At 62.7% G+C, this 24,230-nt stretch carries 21 protein-coding genes and 1 pseudogene; 13 read left to right on the top strand and 9 right to left on the bottom strand.

Annotated features, from left to right (window positions below):
- The first annotated feature begins 30 nt into the window (after window positions 1-30).
- Entirely contained in the window at window positions 31-1,737 is a 1,707-nt protein-coding gene (locus ACRHIG_RS04385) for a methyl-accepting chemotaxis protein (RefSeq protein WP_489629474.1), read from the top strand.
- On the opposite strand, the gene ACRHIG_RS04380 is transcribed toward ACRHIG_RS04385, so the two are convergent.
- Window positions 1,734-2,057 carry a hypothetical protein gene (locus tag ACRHIG_RS04380; RefSeq protein ID WP_489629473.1) on the bottom strand — a complete coding sequence of 108 codons (324 nt, stop codon included), beginning with the start codon at window positions 2,055-2,057 and terminating at the stop codon, window positions 1,734-1,736. The genes ACRHIG_RS04385 and ACRHIG_RS04380 overlap by 4 nt on opposite strands.
- On the opposite strand from ACRHIG_RS04380, the gene ACRHIG_RS04375 reads away from it, so the two are divergent.
- A complete protein-coding gene (locus tag ACRHIG_RS04375) occupies window positions 2,025-5,249 on the top strand; it encodes a DEAD/DEAH box helicase (protein WP_489629472.1) in 3,225 nt (1,074 codons plus the stop codon). The genes ACRHIG_RS04380 and ACRHIG_RS04375 overlap by 33 nt on opposite strands.
- Window positions 5,250-5,504: 255 nt before the next feature.
- Here ACRHIG_RS04375 and ACRHIG_RS04370 read toward each other — a convergent pair whose 3' ends face one another.
- Together ACRHIG_RS04370 and ACRHIG_RS04365 are read right to left on the bottom strand one after the other, a co-directional pair.
- The gene (locus ACRHIG_RS04370; RefSeq protein ID WP_489629471.1) at window positions 5,505-6,923 is read right to left on the bottom strand and encodes a heavy metal sensor histidine kinase; all 1,419 of its coding nucleotides are present in this window, start codon (window positions 6,921-6,923) and stop codon (window positions 5,505-5,507) included.
- Window positions 6,920-7,630, bottom strand: coding sequence for a heavy metal response regulator transcription factor (locus ACRHIG_RS04365; RefSeq protein WP_475417686.1), 711 nt, complete (start codon window positions 7,628-7,630; stop codon window positions 6,920-6,922). The genes ACRHIG_RS04370 and ACRHIG_RS04365 overlap by 4 nt, the downstream gene beginning before the upstream one ends.
- Window positions 7,631-7,768: 138 nt before the next feature.
- On the opposite strand from ACRHIG_RS04365, the gene ACRHIG_RS04360 reads away from it, so the two are divergent.
- Both ACRHIG_RS04360 and uraH read left to right on the top strand, forming a co-directional pair.
- On the top strand, window positions 7,769-8,263 hold the full coding sequence (locus ACRHIG_RS04360; protein WP_489629470.1) for a GlcG/HbpS family heme-binding protein: 495 nt from the start codon (window positions 7,769-7,771) through the stop codon (window positions 8,261-8,263).
- Window positions 8,264-8,327: 64 nt separating this feature from the next.
- Window positions 8,328-8,681: a hydroxyisourate hydrolase gene (gene uraH / locus ACRHIG_RS04355; RefSeq protein ID WP_489629469.1), complete on the top strand. Its 354-nt coding sequence runs from the start codon at window positions 8,328-8,330 to the stop codon at window positions 8,679-8,681.
- Here uraH and ACRHIG_RS04350 read toward each other — a convergent pair.
- Window positions 8,678-9,381: pseudogene (locus ACRHIG_RS04350) on the bottom strand (glutathione binding-like protein). The gene uraH and the pseudogene ACRHIG_RS04350 overlap by 4 nt on opposite strands.
- A gap of 189 nt (window positions 9,382-9,570) precedes the next feature.
- On the opposite strand from ACRHIG_RS04350, the gene ACRHIG_RS04345 reads away from it, so the two are divergent.
- Entirely contained in the window at window positions 9,571-9,996 is a 426-nt protein-coding gene (locus ACRHIG_RS04345; protein ID WP_475417689.1) for a hypothetical protein, read from the top strand.
- Window positions 9,997-10,000: 4 nt separating this feature from the next.
- On the opposite strand, the gene ACRHIG_RS04340 is transcribed toward ACRHIG_RS04345, so the two are convergent.
- The gene (locus tag ACRHIG_RS04340) at window positions 10,001-11,647 is read right to left on the bottom strand and encodes a methyl-accepting chemotaxis protein (protein WP_475417690.1); all 1,647 of its coding nucleotides are present in this window, start codon (window positions 11,645-11,647) and stop codon (window positions 10,001-10,003) included.
- Window positions 11,648-11,972: 325 nt separating this feature from the next.
- Between ACRHIG_RS04340 and ACRHIG_RS04335 the strand changes: the two genes are divergently transcribed.
- A complete protein-coding gene (locus ACRHIG_RS04335) occupies window positions 11,973-12,338 on the top strand; it encodes a hypothetical protein (RefSeq protein ID WP_489629468.1) in 366 nt (121 codons plus the stop codon).
- Window positions 12,339-12,469: 131 nt separating this feature from the next.
- On the opposite strand, the gene ACRHIG_RS04330 is transcribed toward ACRHIG_RS04335, so the two are convergent.
- Window positions 12,470-12,877 carry a hypothetical protein gene (locus ACRHIG_RS04330; RefSeq protein WP_475417691.1) on the bottom strand — a complete coding sequence of 136 codons (408 nt, stop codon included), beginning with the start codon at window positions 12,875-12,877 and terminating at the stop codon, window positions 12,470-12,472.
- A gap of 169 nt (window positions 12,878-13,046) precedes the next feature.
- Between ACRHIG_RS04330 and ACRHIG_RS04325 the strand changes: the two genes are divergently transcribed.
- The gene (locus ACRHIG_RS04325; protein ID WP_489629467.1) at window positions 13,047-13,466 is read left to right on the top strand and encodes an AraC family ligand binding domain-containing protein; all 420 of its coding nucleotides are present in this window, start codon (window positions 13,047-13,049) and stop codon (window positions 13,464-13,466) included.
- On the top strand, window positions 13,352-13,888 hold the full coding sequence (locus tag ACRHIG_RS04320; RefSeq protein ID WP_489630739.1) for an AraC family transcriptional regulator: 537 nt from the start codon (window positions 13,352-13,354) through the stop codon (window positions 13,886-13,888). The genes ACRHIG_RS04325 and ACRHIG_RS04320 overlap by 115 nt, the downstream gene beginning before the upstream one ends.
- A 46-nt stretch (window positions 13,889-13,934) precedes the next feature.
- Here ACRHIG_RS04320 and folE read toward each other — a convergent pair whose 3' ends face one another.
- Together folE and nudC are read right to left on the bottom strand one after the other, a co-directional pair.
- A complete protein-coding gene (folE, locus tag ACRHIG_RS04315; RefSeq protein ID WP_034781250.1) occupies window positions 13,935-14,501 on the bottom strand; it encodes a GTP cyclohydrolase I FolE in 567 nt (188 codons plus the stop codon).
- 74 nt (window positions 14,502-14,575) lie between these two features.
- Window positions 14,576-15,415, bottom strand: coding sequence for an NAD(+) diphosphatase (gene nudC / locus ACRHIG_RS04310; protein ID WP_489629466.1), 840 nt, complete (start codon window positions 15,413-15,415; stop codon window positions 14,576-14,578).
- Window positions 15,416-15,709: 294 nt separating this feature from the next.
- Between nudC and ACRHIG_RS04305 the strand changes: the two genes are divergently transcribed.
- Window positions 15,710-18,043, top strand: coding sequence for a catecholate siderophore receptor Fiu (locus ACRHIG_RS04305; protein WP_489629465.1), 2,334 nt, complete (start codon window positions 15,710-15,712; stop codon window positions 18,041-18,043).
- Between the two features lie 238 nt (window positions 18,044-18,281).
- Here ACRHIG_RS04305 and ACRHIG_RS04300 read toward each other — a convergent pair whose 3' ends face one another.
- Complete coding sequence (locus tag ACRHIG_RS04300) at window positions 18,282-18,413, bottom strand: hypothetical protein (protein WP_489629464.1); 132 nt, start codon at window positions 18,411-18,413, stop codon at window positions 18,282-18,284.
- A 13-nt stretch (window positions 18,414-18,426) separates the two neighbouring features.
- On the opposite strand from ACRHIG_RS04300, the gene ACRHIG_RS04295 reads away from it, so the two are divergent.
- The 4 genes from ACRHIG_RS04295 (at window position 18,427) to ACRHIG_RS04280 (ending at window position 24,196) form a co-directional block, all read left to right on the top strand.
- Window positions 18,427-19,740, top strand: coding sequence for a dicarboxylate/amino acid:cation symporter (locus ACRHIG_RS04295; RefSeq protein WP_099375495.1), 1,314 nt, complete (start codon window positions 18,427-18,429; stop codon window positions 19,738-19,740).
- A 161-nt stretch (window positions 19,741-19,901) separates the two neighbouring features.
- Entirely contained in the window at window positions 19,902-20,840 is a 939-nt protein-coding gene (locus ACRHIG_RS04290) for a porin (protein WP_489629463.1), read from the top strand.
- A gap of 109 nt (window positions 20,841-20,949) precedes the next feature.
- Window positions 20,950-22,860 carry a sensor histidine kinase gene (locus ACRHIG_RS04285; protein ID WP_489629462.1) on the top strand — a complete coding sequence of 637 codons (1,911 nt, stop codon included), beginning with the start codon at window positions 20,950-20,952 and terminating at the stop codon, window positions 22,858-22,860.
- Window positions 22,853-24,196: a sigma-54-dependent transcriptional regulator gene (locus tag ACRHIG_RS04280; protein WP_489629461.1), complete on the top strand. Its 1,344-nt coding sequence runs from the start codon at window positions 22,853-22,855 to the stop codon at window positions 24,194-24,196. The genes ACRHIG_RS04285 and ACRHIG_RS04280 overlap by 8 nt, the downstream gene beginning before the upstream one ends.
- The last annotated feature ends 34 nt before the right edge of the window (window positions 24,197-24,230 follow it).

Raw genomic sequence — 24,230 nt, 5'->3', positions numbered from 1 at the left:
TCCTCACCATACCGCAACACGAAAGCAATCATGTCACTCACACAATTCAAAATCGGCACCCGGCTCGGGATCGGGTTTGCTGTCGTCCTCGGCCTGCTGGTGGCCGTCTTGCTCGTCGGCCTGTACTCGATGGGGCAACTGAGCGCCCGCACCCACGATATCGTGGCCGACAAGAACGTCAAGATGGCGGCGGCCAATACCATGAGCGACAACGTGCGCAACATTACCCTGGCGATCACCAGCATTGTGGTGGCGCCGACGGAAGCGCTGGTGCAGGCGGAACTGGCAAAGATTGGCGAAGCGCGCAAGAAATACGGCGCCGCCAAGGAAACCTTGCAAAAGAAAATCTCGACGGACAAGGAAACGGCGCTGATGGCCGAGCTGGACGCGGCCCTGAAATCGGGCGCGCCGCTGAACAACAAGGTCATCGAGCTGCGCAACGCGGGCCAGACGGAAGAGGCGATCGCCTTTTTGACCCAGCAAGCGGCGCCGAGCCTGAAGATCGTGCTGGGCGCGCTCGACAGCCTGGTCGCGTATGAAGCCGAGCAGGCGGCGCAGGCGGCGACGGACGCCGAAACGCTGAGCGCCAGCGCGCGCGCCTTCATGATCGTCCTCGGCAGCGTGGCAGTGCTGCTGGGTGCTTTTGTTGCCTGGATCATCACGCGCTCGATCACCCGCCCCATCAATGCAGCCGTGGCCGTGGCGGAAACCGTGGCCTCGGGCGACTTGTCGTCGCACATCGTCGTCAATTCCAGCGATGAAACGGGCCGCCTGCTGGGCGCCCTGAAGGCCATGAACGACAGTTTATTGGGCGTGGTGGCGCAAGTGCGCCATGGCACGGATGCCATCGCCACGGCATCGAGCGAAATTGCCGCCGGCAACCTCGACCTGTCTTCCCGCACGGAAGAGCAAGCCAGTTCGCTGGAAGAGACGGCCTCGTCGATGGAAGAATTGACCTCGACCGTGAAGCAGAATGCGGACAATGCGCGCCAGGCCAACCAGCTGGCGAAAAGCGCGTCCGAGGTGGCCGTGCGCGGCGGCAGCATCGTCTCGCAAGTGGTCGACACCATGGGCACGATCAATGACTCGTCGAAGAAGATCGTCGACATCATCGGCGTCATCGACGGCATCGCCTTCCAGACCAACATCCTGGCCTTGAACGCGGCCGTGGAAGCGGCGCGCGCGGGCGAACAGGGCCGTGGCTTCGCCGTGGTGGCGACGGAAGTGCGCAATCTTGCCCAACGATCGGCTGGCGCAGCGAAAGAAATCAAGGAATTGATCGCCGCCTCCGTCGCCAATGTGGACACGGGGTCGCGCCTGGTCAATGAAGCGGGCCAGACCATGGGCGACATCGTCGACAGCATCGTGCGCGTGACCGACATCATGGGCGAAATCACCTCCGCCACGCACGAGCAGACCATCGGCATCGAGCAGATCAACATGGCCATCGCCCAGATGGATGAAGTGACGCAGCAAAACGCGGCCCTGGTGGAAGAAGCGGCCGCCGCCTCGCAAAGCATGCAGGAGCAGGCGGGCGAACTGGCGCACGTGGTGGGCTTCTTCAAGACCGGCAACCATGTCGCCAGCGTAAGCAAGCTGACTCCTGTGCGCGCAGCACCGGCAGCGCCTGCCATCGCGCGCCCCGCGGCCAAGCCCGTATTCGTGCGCAAGGCCGTCGCGGCCGCGCCGGCACGCCGCAGCAACGCCGCCGCCGAGAGCGAATGGGAAGAGTTTTAACGATTAGCAACGTCCTCCCCACACGAAAGCCAGGCAGGAAGTTGCTGCCTGGCTTTTTTCGTCCGCCAATACCACTTTTTTTGCGGCAAAGCCCGCGCAATAGACAAAAGTGCAAAACGTGCAGCACGCATACGCTTTACAATCCTCGCTCGCTTTACAAAATATTGGTCATCATGAATCAGGCAGAACAGCAGCGCCTCCTGGCTATCCTGGAGTATTGGCACAAGATCGAATTCTTTATCCCGTTTGACCTGAATCAAATCACGGACGTTGAAGACCAGTCCACCGTGCGTCTCCTCCACCGCGAACAGCTGGCGCAATTGCCGCCGCAGTTCGCCACGCAATGGCCAGTGCCTTCCGACCGCGAGATCGACGGCTTTTCGCTCTTCCTCGGCGTGTTCGACAAGGCCGAAATCAACAAGGCTTGCCCACCGGCCAACGGCCCGGAAAACATGGCCGAATCAGAAAAAACAGAGCTGCTGGGACGCTCGTGCTTTGCCCGCCTGAACCTCAATGCGCTGGGCGAGCCGCAGTTCGATCCCGTCTCCGTGTCGACCTTGCCGTGGGCACTGGGCCGCGCCCGCACGCCGGACTGGTCCGGTCTGAGCCTGGACGCCTTCAGCGACAGCCAGCTGGCGCTGCAGGACAGCTTGCGCAACTTCGCGGCAAGCCGCGTATCGCAGCAAGTAGCGGACGAGGCCGGCAATGTCTCGTCGCCCCTGTCCGGCGTGGAAATCGCGGCCCTGGCCGACCTGCTGCGCGACTGGGCCGGTTTCCACCCGTCCGCCGGCCAGCCGCTGGCCGTGCTGGAATTGCGCACGCGCAAGAAACGCGCGGCCGTGGCGGAAAACGACCTGGCTGAGGCCAGCCAGAACCGCAGCCTGGACTTCGGCGACGCGGTGGAACCCAGCATCGATATCCTCAACAGCTTTTACCTCGATGACCTGGAGCAGATCATCCGCGCCTTGCGTGGAGGCAAGTTGCCCGCGACGGTCGCCGCCTATCTGACGCCGCTGGCGCAGGACGAGCGCATCGACCTGTACAGCCCGGCCGGACGCCAGGCGCTGGCCGCCATGCTCAATCCGTCCAATATGAACCGGGGCCACTGGCTGGAAGACGCCAGCTACGCCATGAGCCTGATGCAGCAGTTCGCCATCCACGGCGCACGCACCAGTTTGCATGAGCGCGGCATCTTTTCCGTCAACGGTCCGCCCGGCACGGGCAAGACGACCTTGCTGCGCGAATTGTTCGCCGACAACATCGTGCGCCGCGCCAGCGTGCTGTCCTGCCTGGACCGCGCCGGCGACGCCTTCATCGGCAAGGTGGCCGTGGCCTTCGAAGGCGTGCGCGACCCGATCACCATCGCCCGCTTGCGCCCGGAACTGACGGGCTTTGAAATGGTCGTCGCCTCGTCGAACAATGCGGCAGTGGAAAACATTTCCGGCGACCTGCCAAAACCGAAACAGCTGGGCAAGGAATGGGCGCGCACGCGTTATTTCGAAAGCGTGGCGCGCCGCGTGGTGGCCGATGGCAATGGCGCCAACCGTGCCTTGGGCGACACGGAAGCGCCATGGGGCTTGATGTCCTGCGCGCTGGGCAATAGCGCCAACCGCCGCCGCTTCGTCAGCAATTTTTATGACGACGACTGGGATAAAACCACGGCGCGCAAGACGCCGAACGCGCAGAATATCCGCCAGTGGCTGGCCAGCTACCAGGGCGTCAGCTTCGCCCAGGCGGCGCGCGAGTTCCGCGAGACGGAACACGTGGTGGAAAAGGCCCTGGCCGAGCACGCCCAATACGCGACCCTGTGGCAAGCCGTGGGCACCTGTACGGAAGCCGATTTTATCCAGGCCAGCCAGCAAGCGTTGATTGCAGCCGAGCAAGAGATGGATGCGGCGAATGCCGCCCTGTCCGGCGCGCTGGCGCAGCAGGACACCTTGCTCGCCAGCAAGAAGGAATTGCTGGAAGAGGAACGCCTGGTGGCGCTGACGCAGCCCGGCTTCTTTGCCCGGCTATTCCGCACGGCTCCGGCGCGCGCCTACAAGGACGCCGTCATCGCCAATGCCGAGGCGCAGCGCCAGGCCGCGCGCGACGTCTCCGCCATCAAGCTGCTCTTGAAGGGCGAACTGGAGCCGCGCTGCGAACGGGCACGCCATGGCCTGCACATCGCGCTGCGCACGGCGCAATCGCGCCAGCGCGAATGGGATGACAGCACGGAGCTGCTGCGCCGCGCGCGCCTGCGCTTTCCCACCATCATCGCGCCGGCCACCCTGGACGAGCTGGACGGCGACGCGCTGCAAATTGGCGGCCTGTGGCATGAACCGGCGCTGGCGCGCCTGCGCTCGCGCCTGTTCGCCAAGGCCCTGGCCCTGCATGAAGCGTGGCTGGCCGAAGTGGCGAAAAAGGGCGGACCCGGCTTTGGCGGCAACTTGCTGGCCGTGTCGAAATTGCTGAAAAACAAGCGTGCCTACGACCAGTCGCACGTCGCCATGGTCTGGCACAGCCTGTTCATGGTGGTGCCCGTCGTGTCGACCACGTTCGCCTCGTTCGCGCGCCAGTTCCAGGGCATGGGCCCCGAATCGCTGGGCTGGCTGTTCATCGATGAAGCGGGCCAGGCCGTGCCGCAAGCGGCGCTGGGCAGCCTGTGGCGCGCCAAACGGGCCGTCGTCGTGGGCGACCCGCTGCAGATCGAACCCGTGTTCACGGTCCCGGGCCGCCTGGTGCAAACCCTGTCCGCCCTGTCGCCGCATACGCAGGATGGCAGCTACGCGCCGACTTCCGTTTCCGTGCAGACGCTGGCCGACAAAGCCAACCGCTATGGCGCGACGGTCGGCGCCGGCAGCGCCCAGCCCCTGTGGATCGGCAGCCCCCTGCGCGTGCACCGCCGCTGCGTGGAACCGATGTTTTCGCTGGCCAACAGCATCGCCTACGAAGACAAGATGGTCTATGGGCTAACTGACCGCACGCCGCCGGCAGGCGCGCGCGGTCTGACGCGGGGACCGAGCCGCTGGATCGACGCTCTTGGTCCCGTCAGCTACAAGCAGGTGGTGCCCGTGCAGCTCGATTTCGTGCTGGAAGTATTATTAAAACTATACCGCCGCGACGGCAAGCTGCCGGACATGTATGTGATCACGCCGTTCAAGGCCGTGCGCAACGAATTGCGCTCGCGCATCGTCGACATGGACTGGGACCGCCGCCTCGGCTACGGCAAGGCGCCCACGGCGCGCGAACTGCGCCAGTGGAGCAGCCAGATGGTGGGCACCGTGCACACCTTCCAGGGCAAGGAACAAAGCGTGGTGATGCTGGTGCTCGGCGCCGACGACAGCACGGCCGGCGCCGCGCAATGGGCGGCGGCCACGCCGAACCTGCTCAACGTGGCCCTGACGCGTGCACAACATTACGTGTACATCGTCGGCAACCCCTTGCTGTGGGGACAGTTGCCGCACTTTGCGGCGGCGTGCGCGCAATTGCCGCATACGGGCATGCATGAGTTTTTGGTGGAGATGGGCTGATTGGCAGGCGTAGGTCGGATTAGCGCGGCAACGCCGCGCGTAATCCGACATCTGCGCTGCCGCCAACACTACGTCGGATTACGGCCCCTGGCCTAATCCGACCTACGCTGCTGGAGCGGGAAGGTGAGGGGAAACGTCGTGGCTCTGCATAATGCCATTTGTGTAGGTCGCGTAGGTCGGATTAGCGCTTGAGCGCGTAATCCGACATCATCGCAGCGCCAACAATATTGTCGGATTACGCGTGGCTACGCCCCGCTAATCCGACCTACGTTGCTGCGCCGGGAAAACCAAGGTAAACGTCGTGGCGGCCGCGTCCGAGGCCACGCTCGCGTTGCCGCCATGTAATTGCATGATGGCCGTGACGATGGCCAGCCCTAATCCCGTGGAGGCGGCCGAGTCGCTGCGGGCGGGGTCGGCGCGGTAGAAACGCTCGAACAGGTGGGGCAAATGGCGCGCGGGGATGGCGGGGCCGAGGTTGCTTACGCTCAATTCCACGCCCTCGTTCGTCGCGTGCGAACGCAACAGAACCGTGCTGCCCGGCGCCGCATGGCGGATGGCGTTCGACAGCAAATTGCCCAGTGCGCGACGCAGCAATTGCGGCTCGGCCGTCACCGTGCCGCTGCCGTGGCAAGCCAGCGCCAGCTCGCGTTCTTCGGCCAGGCCTTCAAAGAAATCGGCCAGGCGCAAGAACTCGTCCTGCACGGGCAATGCTTGCTTGATCAGGATCATCTCGTCCTGCTGCGCCCGCGCCAGAAACAGCATGCTGTCGATCATGCGCGACAGCCGTTCCAGCTCTTCCACGTTCGACGACACCAGCTGTTCATACTCGTGCGCGCTGCGGGGGCGGGCCAGCATGACCTGGCTTTGCCCCAGCAGATTGGTGACGGGCGTACGGAATTCATGCGCGAGGTCGGCGGAAAACTGCGACAGCCGCGCGTACCCTTCCTGCAGGCGCGCCAGCATGGCGTTCAAGGCCTGGATCAGGGGCAGCAATTCCGTCGGCGCGCCGCGCGCCTCCAGCTGTTGCTCCAGCTTGCCCGGCCGCACTAAAGCCGCATGGGCGGCGATATTGCGCAGCGGCCGCAAGCCCCGCAGCAGCATCACGCTGGCCAGAATCGCCGCCACCAGCGCGCTGATGGCGACAGAGACGACGATCTGCCAGCGGTAGGCGGCAAACATGGCCGTGCGGTCGCCATAGACCCGGGCAACGACAATATCGGCCATCTGCGCCGGATCGCCGATGCGCGCGCTGGCCGCCACGACCCGGGCCGGATAACCGTCGCGGCTGGTCCAGCTGACGATGTCGCTGGCCGTCACAGGCGCATCGACGGCCACGGGAACAGCATGCGCCACCATCTCGCCGTTCGGATTGACATCGATCAACCGCGTGCCATCGGCGCGCACGATGCGCACCAGGGAATTCTCTTGCCCGCTCATGGTGTCGCGAAAATACTGGGGCCGCTCGCGGATGATGTCCAGGGTGCCCGCATTGCCCAGCAGTTGCTGGATCTGCCGCAATTTTCCCAGCAATAAAATATCGTCGCGGCGCTCGATTTCCGCCACAAATGAACGGTACAGATGCATGCCCAGCCCGGCCGACACGAGGGCCACGATCAGCACGAACACGAGCGTGACGCGCAGGGTCAGCGAGCGCCGCAGTTCTGCCAGCTTCATGCGGCCACACCGCTGTCGGGAGCGCTGGGCGCGCGCAATTCGCAGACATAGCCCATGCCCCGCAAGGTGTGGATCAGCTTGGGTTCGAACGGGTCGTCGAGCTTGCTGCGCAGGCGGCGGATGGCGGCGTCGATGACGTTGGTATCGCTCTCGAAATTGATGTCCCACACTTGCGAAGCGATGATGGAGCGCGACAAGACCTCGCCCTGGCGCCGCGCCAATAAATGCAGCAAACCGAATTCCTTGGCCGTCAGGGTGATGCGCTGGCCTTGCCGGCTGACCTTGCGTTTCATCACGTCGATTTCCATGTCGCCGATGCGGATGACGTCGTCTTCACGGGGCGGCCCGCGCCGCAGCAGGGTGCGGATGCGCGCCACCAGCTCGGCAAACGCGAACGGTTTCACCAGGTAATCGTCGGCGCCCAGTTCCAGCCCTTTCACGCGGTCCTGCACCTCGTCGCGCGCCGTGAGGAAAATCACAGGCACGTCGGCGCCACCCTCTTGCAGGCGCAGCGCGCGCAAGACTTGCCAGCCGTCCATGATGGGCAGCATGACGTCGAGCACGATGAGATCGGGTGACTCCGTACTTGCCATGTGCAAGCCGTCGCGGCCATTGCGCGCCAGGCTCACCGTGAAGCCGGACTCAGCAAGGCCGCGCAGCAGATAGTCGCCCGTCTTCGGTTCGTCTTCGATGACCAGGATACGCATGGCAGCTTTCTAAGGAGAATATAAAACCATTCTACGCCGCGCGCCGGGCGCCGCGGATGATAAAAATGTCATGCGGCGATCATCTTCTCGTAGGGCACGCCTGGCCATACTGGCGCCACCTTATCAACGGACAGCCACATGAAAACCCTGTTACTCGGCAGTACCCTGCTGTGCCTGCTGGCCAGCCCAGCGCGCGCCCAGCTGCGCCAGGTCAATGATCTTTCTCTGGCAATGGCCAACAAGCTGGCGAATGCGGCCATCGCCGCGTGCCAGGCGCAAGGCCGGCATATTGTCGTCAGCGTACTCGACCGTGGCGGTAATCTCGTGACCGTGCAGCGCGCCGATGGCGTCGGGCCGCACAACACGGACGCCAGCCGGCGCAAGGCATATACGGCCCTGTCGACGAACAACGATACCCAGGCGCTGGCGGTGGCCGCGCGCGGCAATCCCGACATGGCCAATTTGACGACCCTGCCGGAACTGTTGCTGCTGGGCGGCGGCCTGCCCTTGCGCGCCAAGGGCGAAGTCGTCGGCGCCATCGGCGTGGCCGGTGGCGGTGGCGCCCTGCCAGACCGGTCCTGCGCCCAGGCCGCCATGGCCGCCGTCCCTGAACTCGATTCCCCCACCTTATGAAAGCAACAACGATGATCTATCTGAAAAAACCGCTGCCGCCCTGGCCTTCGCCAGCCTGTCCGGCATGGCCCTGGCCGCCAATCCCTTGAGCGTGCACATCCTCGACTTGCAAAGCGGCCAGCCGACGGCCGGCGTGACGGTCACGCTGGAGCAAAAGAAAGGGGATGCTTGGCAACAGCTGGGCAGCGCCGTGACGAATGCGCAGGGGCGCATCGCGGCCATGTATCCGGCCGATACGCCCATGCAGGCGGGCGACTACCGCATCGTGTTTAAAACTGGCGAACACTATGCGCGGCTGAAACAGGAAACATTCTTCCCGGAAATCCCCGTGCAATTCCACGTGGAAAAGACCGAGCAGCACTATCACATTCCCTTGCTGCTCAGCCCTTTCGGCTTTTCCACCTACCGCGGAAATTAAACCTGGCCGATAGTCTTCGCCGTCTGCCCGAACAGCACGCCTTTCGCGTCGCCGCTGACGGTGGGCTGCACATTGATCTCGGCCGCGCGCGCGTAGGCGCGCACGGTGGCGGGACGGGCGGCGATGGCCGCGAACCAGCGCGCCAGGTGCGGGAAATCTTCCAGCTTCTGGCGCTGGCGTGCGTGCGGCACGATCCACGGGTAGATCGCCATGTCGGCGATGGAATACGTGTCGCCGGCCACGAATGCGCGGTCCGCCAGGCGCTTGTTCAGCACGCCATATAGCCGGTTCGTTTCGTTGACGTAGCGCGTGATGGCGTAATCGATGGGTTCGGGCGCGTATTGCACGAAATGGTGGTTTTGCCCGGCCATGGGGCCAAGGCCGCCCATTTGCCAGAACAGCCACTGCATGACTTCGGCGCGTCCGCGCACGTCGGCCGGCAGGAATTGCCCGCTTTTCTCGGCCAGGTATTGCAGAATCGCTCCCGATTCGAACAGGGACAGGGCGCGCCGCCATCTGCCGGCGCCTGGTCGACGATGGCGGGGATGCGGTTGTTCGGTGCGATGGCGAGAAACTCGGGCTTGAACTGCTCGCCCTTGCCGATATGTACGGGAATGATGTTGTAGGGGATGCCCGCTTCTTCCAGGAACATCGTCACCTTGTGCCCGTTGGGCGTGGTCCAGTAATACAGGTCGATCATCGTGGTCTTTCCAGGTAGATGAGTAGGGGCAGGCGCACTTGGCAGAACTATTGTCGCGCCGCAACTGATATGCATGGATATAATGCCACGTAAGCGGAAAACAAGACGGCGCCCCAGCAGCGCAAGCATTCACTAGCGCCGTCACGCAGGCATCCCGACATTCCAGAGCACAAACAAAGAAAGCCGACCATGCGCAAACTCCTGATCGTCACGCTGTCCGTCCTGCTGTCAGGCTGTGTCCAGGACTTCGCCATCTACATGTTCGATGGGCAAGACCATTCCCTGACCGTGCGCCGCCAGCAACGTTATTTTTGGCAAGATACCGTGGAAGTGCAGCTGATGGCGACCAATCTGCCGCAATGCCAGCGCCTGCATACCCTGTCGACGGATGCGCCGGCCGACATCACCGTCGAGCTGTTCGCGGCCGGCGATGGCGTGTGGAATATCCGCATGGGCAAGCAGTTGTGGCAGGCGGAAACGAATACCTGCAATGCGCTGACGGAAATGGAAAACGACCCGAAAGCCGACCTGGGCCAGCCGGTCGGGCAATTCGTGGTCGTCGATGACAAGCTGGAATTCGAACCGGCGCCGCCAGCGGCGGCACCGGCCCAATAGGAACTTAGCGCGCCGCCAGGCTGCGCAGCGGTTTTTTCGCCACGGCGCGTGGCGCGCCAGCCGAGCTTGCCGCCAGGCGCGGCGCCGTTCCCGGCTCCTGCGCCGACAGTTTGAAGCGCGCCACCAGTTGCGCCAACACGGCCGCCTGATCCTGCATGCTCGACGCCGCTGCCGCCGCCTCTTCCACCAGTGCCGCATTTTGCTGCGTCACGCTATCCATTTCCGTGATCGCCTGGTTGACGTGGCCGATGCCCGTGCTTTGCTCGTGCGAGGCGGCCGTGATGTCGGCCATGATGTCGGTCACGCGCGAGACGGAAGCGACCACCTGATCCATTGTCGTGCCCGCCTGTGCGACGAGGGTGCTGCCGGCCGCGATGCTGTCGACGGAGGCGCCGATCAGTTCCTTGATTTCCTTCGCCGCGCCCGCCGAACGCTGCGCCAGGTTGCGCACTTCCGACGCCACGACGGCAAAGCCGCGGCCCTGCTCGCCCGCGCGCGCCGCTTCCACGGCCGCGTTCAAGGCCAGGATATTCGTCTGGAAGGCGATGCCGTCGATGACGCCGATGATGTCGACGATCTTGCGCGACGAGGCGTTGATCGTGTCCATGGTGCCGATCACTTGCGCCACCACGGCACCGCCCTGGCGCGCCACGGCGGAAGCGGACTGCGCCAGTTCATTCGCCTGCACGGCATTGCCCGCGTTTTGCGTCACGGTCGAGGTCAGTTCCTCCATCGATGCCGCCGTTTCCTCCAGCGAACTGGCTTGCATTTCCGTGCGCGCCGACAAGTCCATATTGCCGCTGGCAATTTCGCTCGATGCCGTGGCGATCGTCTCGGCGCTGTGGCGGATTTCGCTGATCGCGTCGACCAGGTTGGTTTGCATGGTTTTCATCGCGTACAGCACGCTGTGGCGGTCGCTGGCATGCGTGCGCACGATGCCGCTCAAGTCGTTATTCGCGATCTTTTCGGCCACGTCGGCCGCATATTCGGGGTCGCCGCCCAGCGCATGGCGCAGGCTGCGGTTGATCACGACGACGACGGCAGCCAGCAGCGCGCACACCAGCACCAGTACGCCCAGCGAGGTCAGCAGCGACTGGCGGAAGGCCGCATCGATATCATCCATGTACACGCCCGTCACGATGGTCCAGCTCCATGGCTTGTAGGCCACCACGCGGCTCATCTTCGGTTCGGGCGTCTTCTGGCCGGGACGGGGAAAGTAATAATGGACGAAGCCCTTGCCCGCATCGGTCTTGCCGACGGCAACGATGTCGCGGTACAGATAGGTGCCGTTGGCATCCTTAAAATCCGACATGTTCTTGCCATCGGTTTGCGGCGCGGCGGGATTCATCACGACGACGGCGTCAAGGTTGATAATGGACAAATAACCGGTCTCGCCGAAACGCATGCTCTTGATGACGGCCGTGGCCTGCTTTTGCGCTTCTTCCTTCGTCAAGGCGCCGCTGGCGGCCAGATCGCCGAACATCTTGACGGCGCCCAGGCCCAGGTCGGCGGCATTGCTCAGATCGGCGCTGCGCTCTTCGATGCGGATCTTGCGGATTTCCAGGGCGTTATAGACAAAAATAACGGTGATGCACAACAGGCTGCAAATCAGGGGAATCCATAACTTCTGCTGGAACGTCAATTTCTTCATGCTGTGTCTCCAACTCTCTATTGTGCGGCGATGGGGCGTGGTCCGCTTCCGGCTCGGCAAGCCGGGAATGCGGCGGCGACGGTGCTCTGGCGGCAACGTTCAGACTGCTCCAGCATACGCTCGAACGACCGATATTTACAATGCCGGTAAGCAATGAATTTTGCCCGGTGTTGTTAATGCGTTGCGACAATTGATGAGAATTGATGTTGCATTGCGATGTTGCATTGCAGTAAAAAAGGATGCGGATAGGCAGCGTCAAGGCAGGCGGAGGTGGCGGGCGTGTGTCAAAATGCACGCCAGATCGATTGAATCACGAAAGCACAGCATGACCAAGAATGAAGCCATGAACCGCATCAACGACCGCCTGGGCAAACCCACCCTGACGGACAAGAACACGCATTTTGCCAGCGTCGCCAGCTATGGCACGGACGAAGGCTGGTGGCTGAAGATCCCCTTCCTGACGTTCAAGCAGGAATTGCACTTCATTCTCAACAATGAAAAAACGAAAAGCTTCCAGCACCTGAAAATCGGCGCCAACCAGATCCTCAGTCCGGGCATGAAGTTCCGCAGCACGGGCGGCGCGGCCGACGCCTTCATGTCGGCCTCGGCGCCGAAACGCCTGGTCGACTTGCTCGACGGCGGCAGCAAGTACAACTTCACAAAACACTTCGTCAACGACTACCGCTACTAAAACACCTGACCAAACCTACTGCGCGGCGCGCTTTGCGGCCTGCGATGCTCACCGTACTAGAAGTACGGTTGCGCTTCTTGGCCACAAATCACTGCCGCTCGCTACGGTTTTGTCAGGTGCTCTTGGCGTTGTTAGTTTTCCCTTGGCGGCAGCCACGCCTTGAGCAAATGCTGGGCGATGTCGAGCGCGTCGTCGCGGCTGGTGCCGAAATGCAGGGGATAGCCCCAGAACTGGCCGAACATGACGGCGAAGGCCTTGCCGGCCAGGCGCTTGGCGGCGCTCGGTTCGACCAGTACCATGCCCTGGATGTACGCGCGCAGGGCAGCCTTGTGCCGCTTCATCCACAGCACGGCGCGCTTGCGCGCTTCCTGCGGATGGTCATGCCCATCTTCGTCCAGGCCTTCTTCGCTGAGAATGACAAACGCCTGCTGGCGCGCCAGCAAGTCCTCGAACTGGCTGAACAGGGCATCGTCGGGGCCGCTGGCGGCGTTGTCGCGGCGCATCCAGACGAGGGGGAAATCGGTGATATCGAGTTGCATGGGAGACTCCTTCAAGGGGGTTGCCGTTCCTCCTGGCCTTCATCAGAACTCTGGCGGCGGCGGTTGCCGTTGAAGCGGGGCTGCGGATAGCCATACGATACCGATGACGGCACCCGACGTCATTGCATACAATAGCCACAATATTATTCAATCCAGCCAAAGTCGTCCCATGCCCCATCCCCTCTTGCCCAGCATGCTGACGGCCCGCCTGGGTCTGGACGACGATGCCTCCATCCTCGATTTCGACGTCGACGGCGTGCTGCGTCCCTTGCTGGCCGTGGGCCTGGCCAGCGTGCCCGAGGATGCGGAACAGGCGCCGCACCAGCACCGCAAGGGGCAACTGCTGTACGCCACGCGGGGCGTGATCCATTGCGAAGTAGAAAGTGGGGTGTGGATCGTGCCGCCCCAGTGCGCCGTGTGGATACCGGGCGGCCTGATGCATTCGGCGCAGGGCGCGGGCGAGGCCGAGTGCTATTGCCTGTTTGTCGAACCGGCCATGGCGCCGGCCTTGCCGGCCGTCTGCTGCACCGTGGCCGTCTCGCCCTGCTGCGCGAACTCATCACCAAGGCGGCCGGTTTTCCCACCCTGATCGCGCTGCAGGGCGCGCAGGAACGCCTGGTAGCCACCCTGCTCGATGAATTGGCGGTCGCGCCCGTGGAAGACTGGCATCTGCCGATGCCGCGCGATGCGCGTCTGCGCCGCCTGGCCGCCCTGCTGCTGGCGCGGCCCGCCGATAAAAGCACTCTGGCCGACTGGGCCAGCCGCATCGGCATGAGCGAGCGCAGCATGACCCGGCTATCACTGGAGGAAATGGGCATGAGCGTGGGCCGCTGGCGCCGGCAATTGCACGTTATCCTGGCCTTGCAGCGGCTGGCGCAAGGACACAGCGTGAAAGCGGTGGCGCTGGAACTCGGTTATGAAAACACCAGCGGTTTTGTCACCATGTTCCGCAAGGCGGTGGGCAAGCCGCCGGCGCGCTACCTGACGGAACGGGAATCCGGACGCGCATGAAAAAATGCGGTATATGCCGCCTTCGTCACGCATCATCGCCTAAAAATCAGACTTCGCGCGCCAGGGCCAGGAATTCCGTGCGCAGCGCCAGGTTCGGCTGCATCTCGCCCAGCATGGCCGAGGTGATGGTTTCTTCGCCCGGCGTACGGATGCCGCGGCTTTCCATGCACAGGTGGCGGCAGCGCACGACTACGCCCACCGATTTCGGTTCCAGCACTTCCATCAAGGCGTTGGCGATCTGCATCGTCATGCGTTCCTGCACTTGCAGGCGCTTGGAGAAGCAATCGACGAGGCGCGTCAGTTTCGACAGGCCGACGATCTTGCCGTTGGGCACGTAACCGATGGTGGCCTTGCCGAAGAACGGCGCCAGGTGGTGTTCGCAATGGCTGTAGACGGGGATGCCGCGCACGACGATCAGCTCGTTGTACTGTTCCGCGCCATCTTCAAAGGCTTTCAGCAAGTCCACCGGGTCCTGACCATAGCCGGACGTCCAGTGCTTCCACGCCTTGGCCACGCGCGCCGGCGTTTCCAGCAAGCCAGGACGCTGCGGATCTTCGCCAAGGCTGCTGATCAGCCGGCGCCAGTCGTTTTCGGAGAATTCTTCTTGAGACATGCTAAACCACCCTAAAATTTGCAATTGCCGCCAGTATATAGAAAATGCGGCAGGCTGCCTGAGCAGCCCCTGCTTTACGACTGCGCCGGCGGCCGGTGCGCGCCCACCAGCAGCGCGGAGATCGACACGCTCGAACTCGCTTCCGGCCACGCATCGCCGGGGCCGAACCAGCGCGCCTCGGCGATCTCGTTCTCGTCCAGGCGAATCTCGCCATCCAGGTAGTCGGCCGTAAACGCGATCATCAGCGAATGGGGAAACGGCCAGGACTGGCTCATGAAGTACTGCAAGTTGTGCACGCGCAAGCCCACCTCTTCCATCACTTCGCGGTGCACGGCTTCCTCGATCGATTCGCCCGCTTCGAGGAAACCGGCCAGCGGACTGAAGCGCTGTGATGGCGAATGCTTGTGCATGGCCAGCAGCACCTGCTCGCCCTTGCGGATGAGCACCATCATGGCGGGCGAAATGCGCGGATACGCGAGCATGCCGCAGGCGGCGCACGTAAAACAGCGTTCGCCGCGCGTGCGCTGCATGGGCGTGGCGCACACGCCGCAATGGCGGTGCGTGCGCGCCCATTCGGCCAGCTGCACGGCGCGGCTGGCCAGGCCCAGGAAGCCATCGTCGACGGCGTTGAACAGCGAGCGCATGCCGTGATACGCCAGGGCGCTATCGGCGGGCAACAGCTCGGAATCCGTCCAGACCGTCTGGCAATAGCGGCCCTGCCACCAGCCTACGGGCTGGGCGCGGCTCAGGTCGATATCGAGCGCGGCCGCCTCGGCGGCAGTGGGCAGGGTCAGCCCGGGCGTACGCAACAGCAGGCGCCCGCGGTGAAAGACGAATGTGAGCGTCTCGGCGGCGGCCGGGGCCGGTTCGGGCGCGTCGATCAGGGGAACGAAGGCAACGGGAGTGTGCAACATGCTGGGAAGAAATTTGTAAAGGTTGCTCATCATACTCCCGCTGCCGGACGCCTGCGCGCATAGCAGCAGCTCGGCCGCAAAGCAAGCAGGTATGCGGCATTACAGTGTTTTTTTTGTGGCACACCCAATCCGTTGCGCAAATGATACTGATAACGATTCTCATTTACGAAATAGCGCCCAGTTATTACAATACGGCCTATTCCGTCTCCACCGCCAGCCACTTGCCCGCGTGCCCAAGCACTGCGGCGCAGAGCCAGCCAGGAACCACTACCCTGACCTTATCGAGAGAGCAAGATGGCAATCAAGAGCCGCAAACACGCCCCAACCCGTTTCAACCAGCACATCGGCGCCGCCCTGGCCGTGATGCTGCTGCCCGTCGCCGCCCAGGCGGCCGACCCGGCCGGCCAAAGCGCCCCGGCATCGCAGCAAACCCTGAACGAAGTCAAGGTCATTGGTTCCAAGGAAAATGATTTCAAGGCCGAAAAAGCCTCGTCGCCGAAATACACGGAAGAGCTGGTCAATACGCCGCAAACCATCGTCGTGATCAAGAAGGAATTGATCGAACAGCAAGGCGCGCTGACCCTGACGGACGCGCTGCGCAACACGCCGGGCGTCGGTACCTTCTTCCTCGGCGAAAACGGCAACACGAACACGGGCGACGCCGTCTACATGCGCGGTTTCGATTCGTCGGGCAGCATCTATGTCGACGGCGTGCGCGACGTGGGTTCCATCGCGCGCGACGTCTTCAACATCGAACAGATCGACGTATTGAAGGGCCCGGCGGGCACGGACAGCGGCCGCGGTTCGCCCACCGGCTCGATCAACCTGGTCAGCAAGACGGCCAGCATGGAAAACAAATTCAACTCGCTGCTGACGGCCGGCAGCGGCAAGCAGAAGCGCGCCACGGCCGACTGGAACCGCATCCTCGACAGCGATACCGGCACGGCAATGCGCCTGAACCTGATGACGCAGGACAGCGGCAACCCGGCGCGCGACGAAGTCAAGAACAAGCGCTGGGCCTTCGCGCCCACCGTCACCTTCGGCATCGGCAAACCGACGCGCATCACGGCCAGCTACCTGCACGTGGACCAGGACAATGTGCCCGATGGCGGCGTGCCGACCATCGGCTTGCCTGGCTACTCGACGCCGGACACCATCACCAACACGAACAAGGTCATCCGCACCTTCCTGAACAGCGCCGCCAAGGTCGATCCGAAGAATTTCTACGGTTCCACCTCGGATTACGACAAGATCAAGGCCGACATGGGCACCTTGCGCATCGACCATGATTTCTCGCCCAACGTGCAGATCCAGAACACCACGCGCTACGGCAAGACCAAGCAGGATTACCTGCTGACGGCCTTCATGGGCAGCATGGCCAACCTGAAGACGCCGGTCGCCGCCGATCCATCGACCTGGACCCTGGCGCGCTCGCTGCGCACCGTCAAGGACCAGGAAAACACGATCCTGACCAACCAGACCGTCGTCAGCGCCCAATTCGACACGGGCGTGCTGAAGCACTCCGTGGTGGCCGGCGCCGAATTCACCAGCGAAAAACAGACCAACTACAGCTATGTGCCCGCCAGCCTGGGCACCTTGCCGGACGCCAATCTGTACCACCCGAACCCGCGCGATCCCGTCACCGGCCATAAGCCCGTGCGCAGCGGCGCCTTCACGGAAGGCGAAGTCAACACGCAAAGCCTGTATGTGTTCGACACCGTCAAGTTCGGCGACAAGTGGCTGTTCAACGGCGGCGTGCGTTTCGACCACTTCAACACCACGTATGACGCCGTCACCCTGCAAACGGCCGTCACTGCGCCCGCGGTACAGCCATTGCCAGTGGGAACGCCGATTCCGACCCATCTGACCCTGAGCGACACCTTGGCCAACGGCAAGATCTCGGCCATGTACAAGCCGACGCCGGACAGCAGCGTGTATGCCTTGCTGGCCACCTCGAAAGCGCCGCCGGGCGTCAATTTCGCCCTGAGCACGGCCGCCAACAGCGCGCAAAACCTGAACTATGACCCGCAGGAAACCATCACCAAGGAAATCGGCACCAAGTGGGATTTCCTGAAGCAAAAACTGTCGCTGTCGGCCGCCGTCTACCAGACCACCGTCAAGAATGAAGTGGAGCAAGATCCTGTCATCTCGACCATTTATTACCAGACCGGCAAGAAGCGCGTGCAAGGCCTGGAACTGGGCGTGGTGGGCGAGATCATGCCGAACTGGCTGGTCAGCGCCGGCTATACGCGCATGAATACCAAGGTCGAGTCGAACAAGGTCTTCACGGCCAGCGGCGAGAAGAGCCTCACCTACACGCCAAAACAGGCGTTCACCAGCTGGACTTCCTACACCCTGCCGTTCGGCCTGAAGATCGGCGGCGGCGCGCGTTACGTGGGTGAAATGCTGCGCGGCACCGATGGCGCCGTCGGCACGCCGGCCCGCGTGGATGCCTACTGGGTCTTCGACGCCATGGCAACCTATACCGTCAACAAGAACCTCGACTTGCAGCTGAATGCCTACAACCTGGCCGACAAGACCTATGTGGCAGCCATCAACAAGTCCGGCTTCCGCTACACGCCAGGCCAGCCCCGTTCGTTCAGCCTGACGGCGAATATCAAGTTCTAACGTCAAGAGAACACACATTGCGCCACATCAAGCCCCTCTTCGGAGGGGCTTTTTTATTGTCCTGACAATCTTATCTTTTTGTCGCAGCGCCCCCTGCCGTAACTAGCGTATGAAAAGTCATACAGCGATGGCCTGCCGCGTCCAATATTTCGCGCAAGCGTGCAAAGTTGCAACATCTAAGCAACAAAAAAGCCGCCTCAAATCAACAACTTAAGAAGTTAGGTCCCAAATTTCCATTTCAGGCATATCCTTTGCTATGTACAGGTTTTGCTGCAAATAATCGCTGGCACGCAAGGGCTTGTTTTTGAGAAATACTGACTCCAAGCTTGAGTTGCTCGCTATCAATAATCCGCTCATAGCGGCGTTTCACCGGAGGAGTCAAAATGAAAAAGAAACGGCCATTAACCCTGTACATCCTGATTGCCATGATCCTCGGCATTGCCGTCGGTTATGGATGCAACACTGCCTTCCCTGATGCCAAGCTCAGCGCTCAAATCGCTGGCAATATTTCCATCGTCACCGACGTCTTCCTGCGCCTGATCAAGATGATCATTGCGCTGCTGGTGTTTTCCACCCTGACGGTCGGCATCGCCCACATGGGCGACGGCAAGACGGCGGGCCGCATCGGCCTGAAAGCCATGTGCTGGTTCGTCGTCGCCTCGCTGGTCTCGCTGGCGCTGGGCATGGTGCTGTCGAACCTGATGCAGCTGGGAACCAACCTGGGCTTGCCATTGCCGGACGTACACGCTTCTACGAATCTGAAAACGGCCGCCTTCACCTTGAAAGATTTCTTCACGCACCTGGTGCCGAAGTCGCCGATCGAGGCCATGGCCAACAATGAAATCCTGCAAGTGCTGGTGTTCTCGATCTTCTTCGGCGGCGCACTGGCCGGCCTGGGCGAATCGGGCAAGACCCTGACGGCCGTCGTCGACCAGCTGGCACAAGTCATGCTGCGCATCACCGGCACCATCATGAATCTGGCCCCGCTGGCCGTGTTCGCCGCGATGGCTTCCGTCATCACCACGCATGGCCTGGGCGTGCTGGTCACGTTTGCCAAGTTCATGGGCGGCTTCTACCTGGGCCTGATGTGTCTGTGGGCACTGCTGATCGGCGCCGGCTTCGTCGTCATCGGCCCGCGCGTCTTCAAACTGGTCGGCCTGATCCGCGAACCATTCCTGCTGGCATTCTCGACGGCCAGCTCGGAAGCGGCGTATCCGAAACTGCTGACGGCGCTCGACCAGTTCGGCGTGGACCGCAAGATTTCCAGCTTCGTGTTGCCGATGGGCTACTCGTTCAATCTGGACGGCTCGATGATGTACTGCACCTTCGCCGTGCTGTTCATCGCGCAAGCCTATGGTATCGACCTGTCGATCGGCACGCAGATCACCATGCTGCTGCTGCTGATGCTGACCTCGAAAGGCATGGCCGGCGTGCCGCGCGCCTCGCTGGTGGTGATTGCCGCGACCCTGAACCAGTTCAATATTCCGGAAGCGGGCCTGCTGCTGCTGATGGGCGTCGACCAATTCCTCGACATGGGCCGTTCGGCCACCAACGCGGTCGGCAATGCCGTCGCTACGGCCGTCGTCGCCAAGTGGGAAGGCGGCCTGGCCACCGAGGAAGAAGCAGCCGCGGCCAACGCGGCCAACCAGAACACGGAAAGCCATTGGGGCGAAGCGGATCACGCTAGCAAAGCCTGATAGCGCCATGGCCCGCCACAAGCGGGCCATTTATTTGTTGTCCATGTTGAGTAACAAGCAGTCAGGTAGTGCGATCAGTAGTCATTCCAACCTATTAGAGAGATTTTCATGAAAAAGTCCTGTTTACCCTGCTGACCCTCGGCGCAGCCTCCACCGGCGCCATGGCCCAATCGAGCGTGACCGTCTACGGCGTGGCTGACGCCGGCCTGGTGTTCGACAAGGATGCGGCCGGAGACCGCCTGAACCGCGTCGCTTCCGGCGTCGCCTCGGGCTCGCGCATCGGCTTCAAAGGCAAGGAAGACCTGGGCGGCGGCCTGGCCGCCACCTTCGTGCTGGAAAGCGGCTTCAATATCGACACCGGCACCTCGGGCCAGGGCGGCTTGCTGTTCGGCCGTCAGGCGTATGTCGGCCTGACCGGCAGCGCCGGCGCCGTCACCCTGGGCCGCCAATATTCTCCGTACTACCTGGCCCTGCGCGACGTGGCCGATCCGTTCGTCATCGGTCTGGCCGGCACGGCATCGAACCTGATGGTGACGAATATCCGCGTCGACAACATGGTGCAATACAGCACGCCGACCTGGAGCAAGCTGTCGGCCGACCTGGCGTACGGCTTCGGCGAAGTGGCCGGCGACAATGCGAAAAACCGCAGCATGGGCGGCGCCGTGCACTACATCGATGGTCCGCTGAACGTGACCCTGACGCACCACCGCAAGGAAAATGCGCTGGCGACCCAGCAAACGCGCAACACGCTGCTGGCCACGCGCTACGACTTTGGCGTCGTGCAAGGCAACTTCGGCTACGCCGACAACCGCGCCCTCGACAACAGCAAGAGCAACGACATCCTCGTCGGCTTCAGCGCCCCGTTCGGCGCCACCAAGCTGGTCGCTTCGTACATCCGCCACAACGACAAGAGCAACCTGAACCGTGACGCCCAGCAATGGGCCATCGGCGCGTTCTACGCCCTGTCCAAGCGCAGCGACCTGTACACCGGCTATGGCCACATCAGCAACAAGAACGGCGCCACCTTCGTCGTCGGCAACGCCACCGACAATGGCACCGGCAACAGCGGTTTCAACCTCGGTATGCGTCACACGTTCTAATCGCGGCTTACGCTAGCGCAGGCCGCCGGATGCACATCCGGCGGCTTTTTTATTTCCGCGATTACTTAAATGCGATACTGTGGGTTCTTGCAAGTTGGCAGCTGATTTTATGAATAGCAGTACTACCAAATCCTCCCTTTCCTGGCGCCAGCGCCTGTCGCAACGGTCGGGCCGCGAAACGCTGGCCTGGGGCGTGGTGCTGGCCGCCTGCCTGGCCACCGTCTGGCTCGTGTATTTCTGGACCGAACGCATCGCCATCGGCAAGCTGCAGGCGAGCGGCGCGCAGCGCCTCGAGGTGTATGTGAGCAGCCTGGAAAATGCACTGGAGAAATACGACTTCCTGCCCAAGACCCTGGAGCTGAACCGCGACGTCATCCGCCTGCTGCAGCACCCGGAGGACCCGGTGCTGGTCGACACGGTCAACCATTACCTCGAGCAGATGAATGCCCAGGCGAAATCGTCGACCATTTTCATCAGCAACCTCGACGGCAACACGCGGGCAGCCAGCAACTGGCAGCAGCCCGACAGCTTTATTGGCGACAATATCTCCTTCCGCCCCTACGCCCAGGATGCGCTGCGCGGCACACCGGGCCGCTTCTACGGCGTGGGCACGACGCGGCTGGAGCCCGGTTACTTCTTTGCCCACGGCATCTACCAGAATGGCCACATGCTGGGCCTGGCAACGGTGAAGGTGAACCTGGAAAACCTGGAAAAACGCTGGGTGCAGGGCGCCGACAAGGTCATGCTGGCCGATGAGCACGGCGTGATCTTCCTCAGTTCCATGGCGGACTGGAAATACAAGACCCTGGCGCCCCTGTCGCCCGCCATCGTCGAAGAACTCAACCGCACGCGCCAGTATTACTCGAAGCAGCTGGAAGCCATTCCCTTCGTTTCCGACCGCCAACTGGGCAATGGCGCGCGCGTGATCAGCGTGCGCGAGCAGGAACACGCCGACACGCCGCCGAAGACCAGCTCGAGCGTCATGACGCAGATCAAGCTCAAGTCGCCGCAAGGCTGGACCTTCATCTACCTGTCCGACCTGGCGCAGGCCAAGGCCAGCGCCCGCGCGGCGGCCGCCTTTTCTTGCGTGCTGCTGGGCTTTTTCATGCTGCTGTTCTTTTACCTGCGCCAGCGCCGCGCGGCCGTGGCGCAAAAACTGCGCGCCCGCGAAGACTTGCAGCATGCCTACGACAACCTGGAAGCCATGGTCGAAGAACGCACCTCGGAACTCAATGCCATGACGCAAAGCCTGAGCCAGGAAATCGAGGTGCGCAGCAAGGCCGAGCAAAAGCTGCACATCACGCAGAATGAACTGTTTCAAGCTGGCAAGATGGCCGTGCTGGGACAGATGTCGGCCAGCATCACGCATGAACTCAACCAGCCGCTGACGGCGCTGCGCACCATGTCCGACAATGCCGTCATCCTGCTCGAACGGGGCCGGCTCGACGATGCGCGGCGCAACCTGGCGAAGATCTCGCAAATTGCGGCCAGGATGGGGACCATTACGGGGCAATTGAAGATTTTTGCGCGCAAGTCGACGACCAGCCTGACCTCCGTCTCGATACCCACGGCGATCAGCAACGCCCTGTTCCTGGTCGAACGCCGGCTGCAGGTGGAAAATGTGCGTTTTACTTTGCAACTGCCGCCCGACGACATCTTCGCCATGTGCGAAAGCAACCGCCTGGAGCAGGTGCTGGTCAACCTGTACGCGAATGCGCTCGACGCCATGAATGGCAGCGAGGTGCGCAGCCTGCGCGTGGCCGTCGAATGCACGCCCGAGCACGTGCTGATCCACGTGGCCGACACGGGGCCGGGCCTGTCGACGGAAGTGTATGAACACCTGTTCGAACCGTTCTTCACCACCAAACCCCAAGGCCTGGGCCTGGGCCTGGGCCTGGCCATTTCCGAACAGATCACGCGCCAGTTCGGCGGCGTGCTGCGCGCCGAGAACGCCCCCGGCGGCGGCGCCATCTTCACCATCGAACTACAGATTGCAACGCAGGAGGAAAAACATGTTTGACGGCTTGAAGGTCTTGCTGGTCGAGGACGACCCCACCGTACGCGAAGGCAGCGAGCAGGCATTGCAGCTGGCCGGCCTGGACGTGCTGGCCTTCCACTCGGCCGAACTGGCCTATAAACTGCTGACGCCGGATTTCCCCGGCATCGTCGTGAGCGACGTGCGCCTGCCCGGCATGAGCGGCCTGGAATTGCTGCAAGCGGTCAAGACGCTCGACGCCAACCTGCCCGTGATCCTCGTCACGGGCCACGGCGACATCACCATGGCCGTGCACGCCATGCGCACGGGCGCCTACGATTTCATCGAAAAACCGTATTCGTCCGACCAGCTGGTTGACGTCATCCTGCGCGCGCTGGAAACCCGGCGCCTGACCCTGGAAGTGCACAGCCTGCGCCGCCAGCTCGAGGACGGCGGCGGCATCGAAGCGCGTCTATTGGGCAATTCCGTGGCGATGCGCGACATACGGCGCTTGATTCTCGACGTTGCCAACGAACCGGCAGACGTGCTGATCTATGGAGACACGGGCACGGGCAAGGAAATGGTGGCCCGCTGCCTGCATGACTTCAGCCACCGCCGCAAGCACAACTTTGTCGCCGTCAACTGTGGCGCGATTCCCGAGAGCATCTTCGAAAGCGAAGTCTTCGGCCACGAACCGGGCGCGTTCACGGGTGCGGCCAAGCGGCAGGTCGGCAAGATCGAGCATGCGGACCAGGGCACGTTCTTCCTCGACGAAATCGAAAGCCTGCCCCTGTCCCTGCAAGTGAAATTGCTGCGCGTGCTGCAGGAACGCTATATCGAGCGCCTGGGATCGAACGTGCCCACGCCCGTCGACGTGCGCGTCATCGCGGCGGCCAAGCTGGACCTGGAAGACTTGTCGCAGCAACAGAAATTCCGTAGCGACCTGTACTACCGTTTGAATTTGATCGTGCTGCATCTGCCGCCGCTGCGCGAACGGCGCGAAGACATTCCCATCCTGTTCGAACACTTCGTGCTGGCCGCCGCCGCCCGCTACAACCGCACCGCACCCGTGGTCTCCAGCGCACAGATGCGCAACCTGATGGCCCATTCCTGGCCCGGCAACGTACGCGAGCTGCGCAATATCGCCGACCGCTTCGTGCTCGGTATCGCCGGCGGCGCCTCGAGCCTGCTGGCGAGCGGCCAGGCCAGCCCGCTGTCGCTGGCGGAGCAAGTGAACGGCTTCGAACGCGCTCTGATCGAGCAGGAACTGCGCGCATATTCGGGCAACGTCAGCGAGGTAAGCGCCGTGCTGGGCCTACCGAAACAGACCCTGTATCACAAGATGCAGAAGTACAACCTGGTGGCGGAAGAGTTCCGCTAGGGAACGGCACGGCGACAGGCTTGTCAAAAAGAGC

Source organism: Janthinobacterium sp. C22, assembly GCF_057919405.1.
This window is presented reverse-complemented; position numbering and strand designations above follow the sequence as displayed.

What these genes read in the sequence shown, in the direction of transcription:
- ACRHIG_RS04385 (WP_489629474.1), top strand. Translation starts at nt 31, where the DNA reads ATGTCACTCACACAATTCAAAATCGGCACCCGGCTCGGGATCGGGTTT.
- ACRHIG_RS04370 (WP_489629471.1), bottom strand. Translation starts at nt 6,923, where the DNA reads ATGAAGCTGGCAGAACTGCGGCGCTCGCTGACCCTGCGCGTCACGCTC.
- ACRHIG_RS04365 (WP_475417686.1), bottom strand. Translation starts at nt 7,630, where the DNA reads ATGCGTATCCTGGTCATCGAAGACGAACCGAAGACGGGCGACTATCTG.
- ACRHIG_RS04360 (WP_489629470.1), top strand. Translation starts at nt 7,769, where the DNA reads ATGAAAACCCTGTTACTCGGCAGTACCCTGCTGTGCCTGCTGGCCAGC.
- uraH (WP_489629469.1), top strand. Translation starts at nt 8,328, where the DNA reads ATGGCCCTGGCCGCCAATCCCTTGAGCGTGCACATCCTCGACTTGCAA.
- ACRHIG_RS04345 (WP_475417689.1), top strand. Translation starts at nt 9,571, where the DNA reads ATGCGCAAACTCCTGATCGTCACGCTGTCCGTCCTGCTGTCAGGCTGT.
- ACRHIG_RS04340 (WP_475417690.1), bottom strand. Translation starts at nt 11,647, where the DNA reads ATGAAGAAATTGACGTTCCAGCAGAAGTTATGGATTCCCCTGATTTGC.
- ACRHIG_RS04335 (WP_489629468.1), top strand. Translation starts at nt 11,973, where the DNA reads ATGACCAAGAATGAAGCCATGAACCGCATCAACGACCGCCTGGGCAAA.
- ACRHIG_RS04330 (WP_475417691.1), bottom strand. Translation starts at nt 12,877, where the DNA reads ATGCAACTCGATATCACCGATTTCCCCCTCGTCTGGATGCGCCGCGAC.
- ACRHIG_RS04325 (WP_489629467.1), top strand. Translation starts at nt 13,047, where the DNA reads ATGCCCCATCCCCTCTTGCCCAGCATGCTGACGGCCCGCCTGGGTCTG.
- folE (WP_034781250.1), bottom strand. Translation starts at nt 14,501, where the DNA reads ATGTCTCAAGAAGAATTCTCCGAAAACGACTGGCGCCGGCTGATCAGC.
- nudC (WP_489629466.1), bottom strand. Translation starts at nt 15,415, where the DNA reads ATGTTGCACACTCCCGTTGCCTTCGTTCCCCTGATCGACGCGCCCGAA.
- ACRHIG_RS04305 (WP_489629465.1), top strand. Translation starts at nt 15,710, where the DNA reads ATGGCAATCAAGAGCCGCAAACACGCCCCAACCCGTTTCAACCAGCAC.
- ACRHIG_RS04295 (WP_099375495.1), top strand. Translation starts at nt 18,427, where the DNA reads ATGAAAAAGAAACGGCCATTAACCCTGTACATCCTGATTGCCATGATC.
- ACRHIG_RS04290 (WP_489629463.1), top strand. Translation starts at nt 19,902, where the DNA reads ATGGCCCAATCGAGCGTGACCGTCTACGGCGTGGCTGACGCCGGCCTG.
- ACRHIG_RS04285 (WP_489629462.1), top strand. Translation starts at nt 20,950, where the DNA reads ATGAATAGCAGTACTACCAAATCCTCCCTTTCCTGGCGCCAGCGCCTG.
- ACRHIG_RS04280 (WP_489629461.1), top strand. Translation starts at nt 22,853, where the DNA reads ATGTTTGACGGCTTGAAGGTCTTGCTGGTCGAGGACGACCCCACCGTA.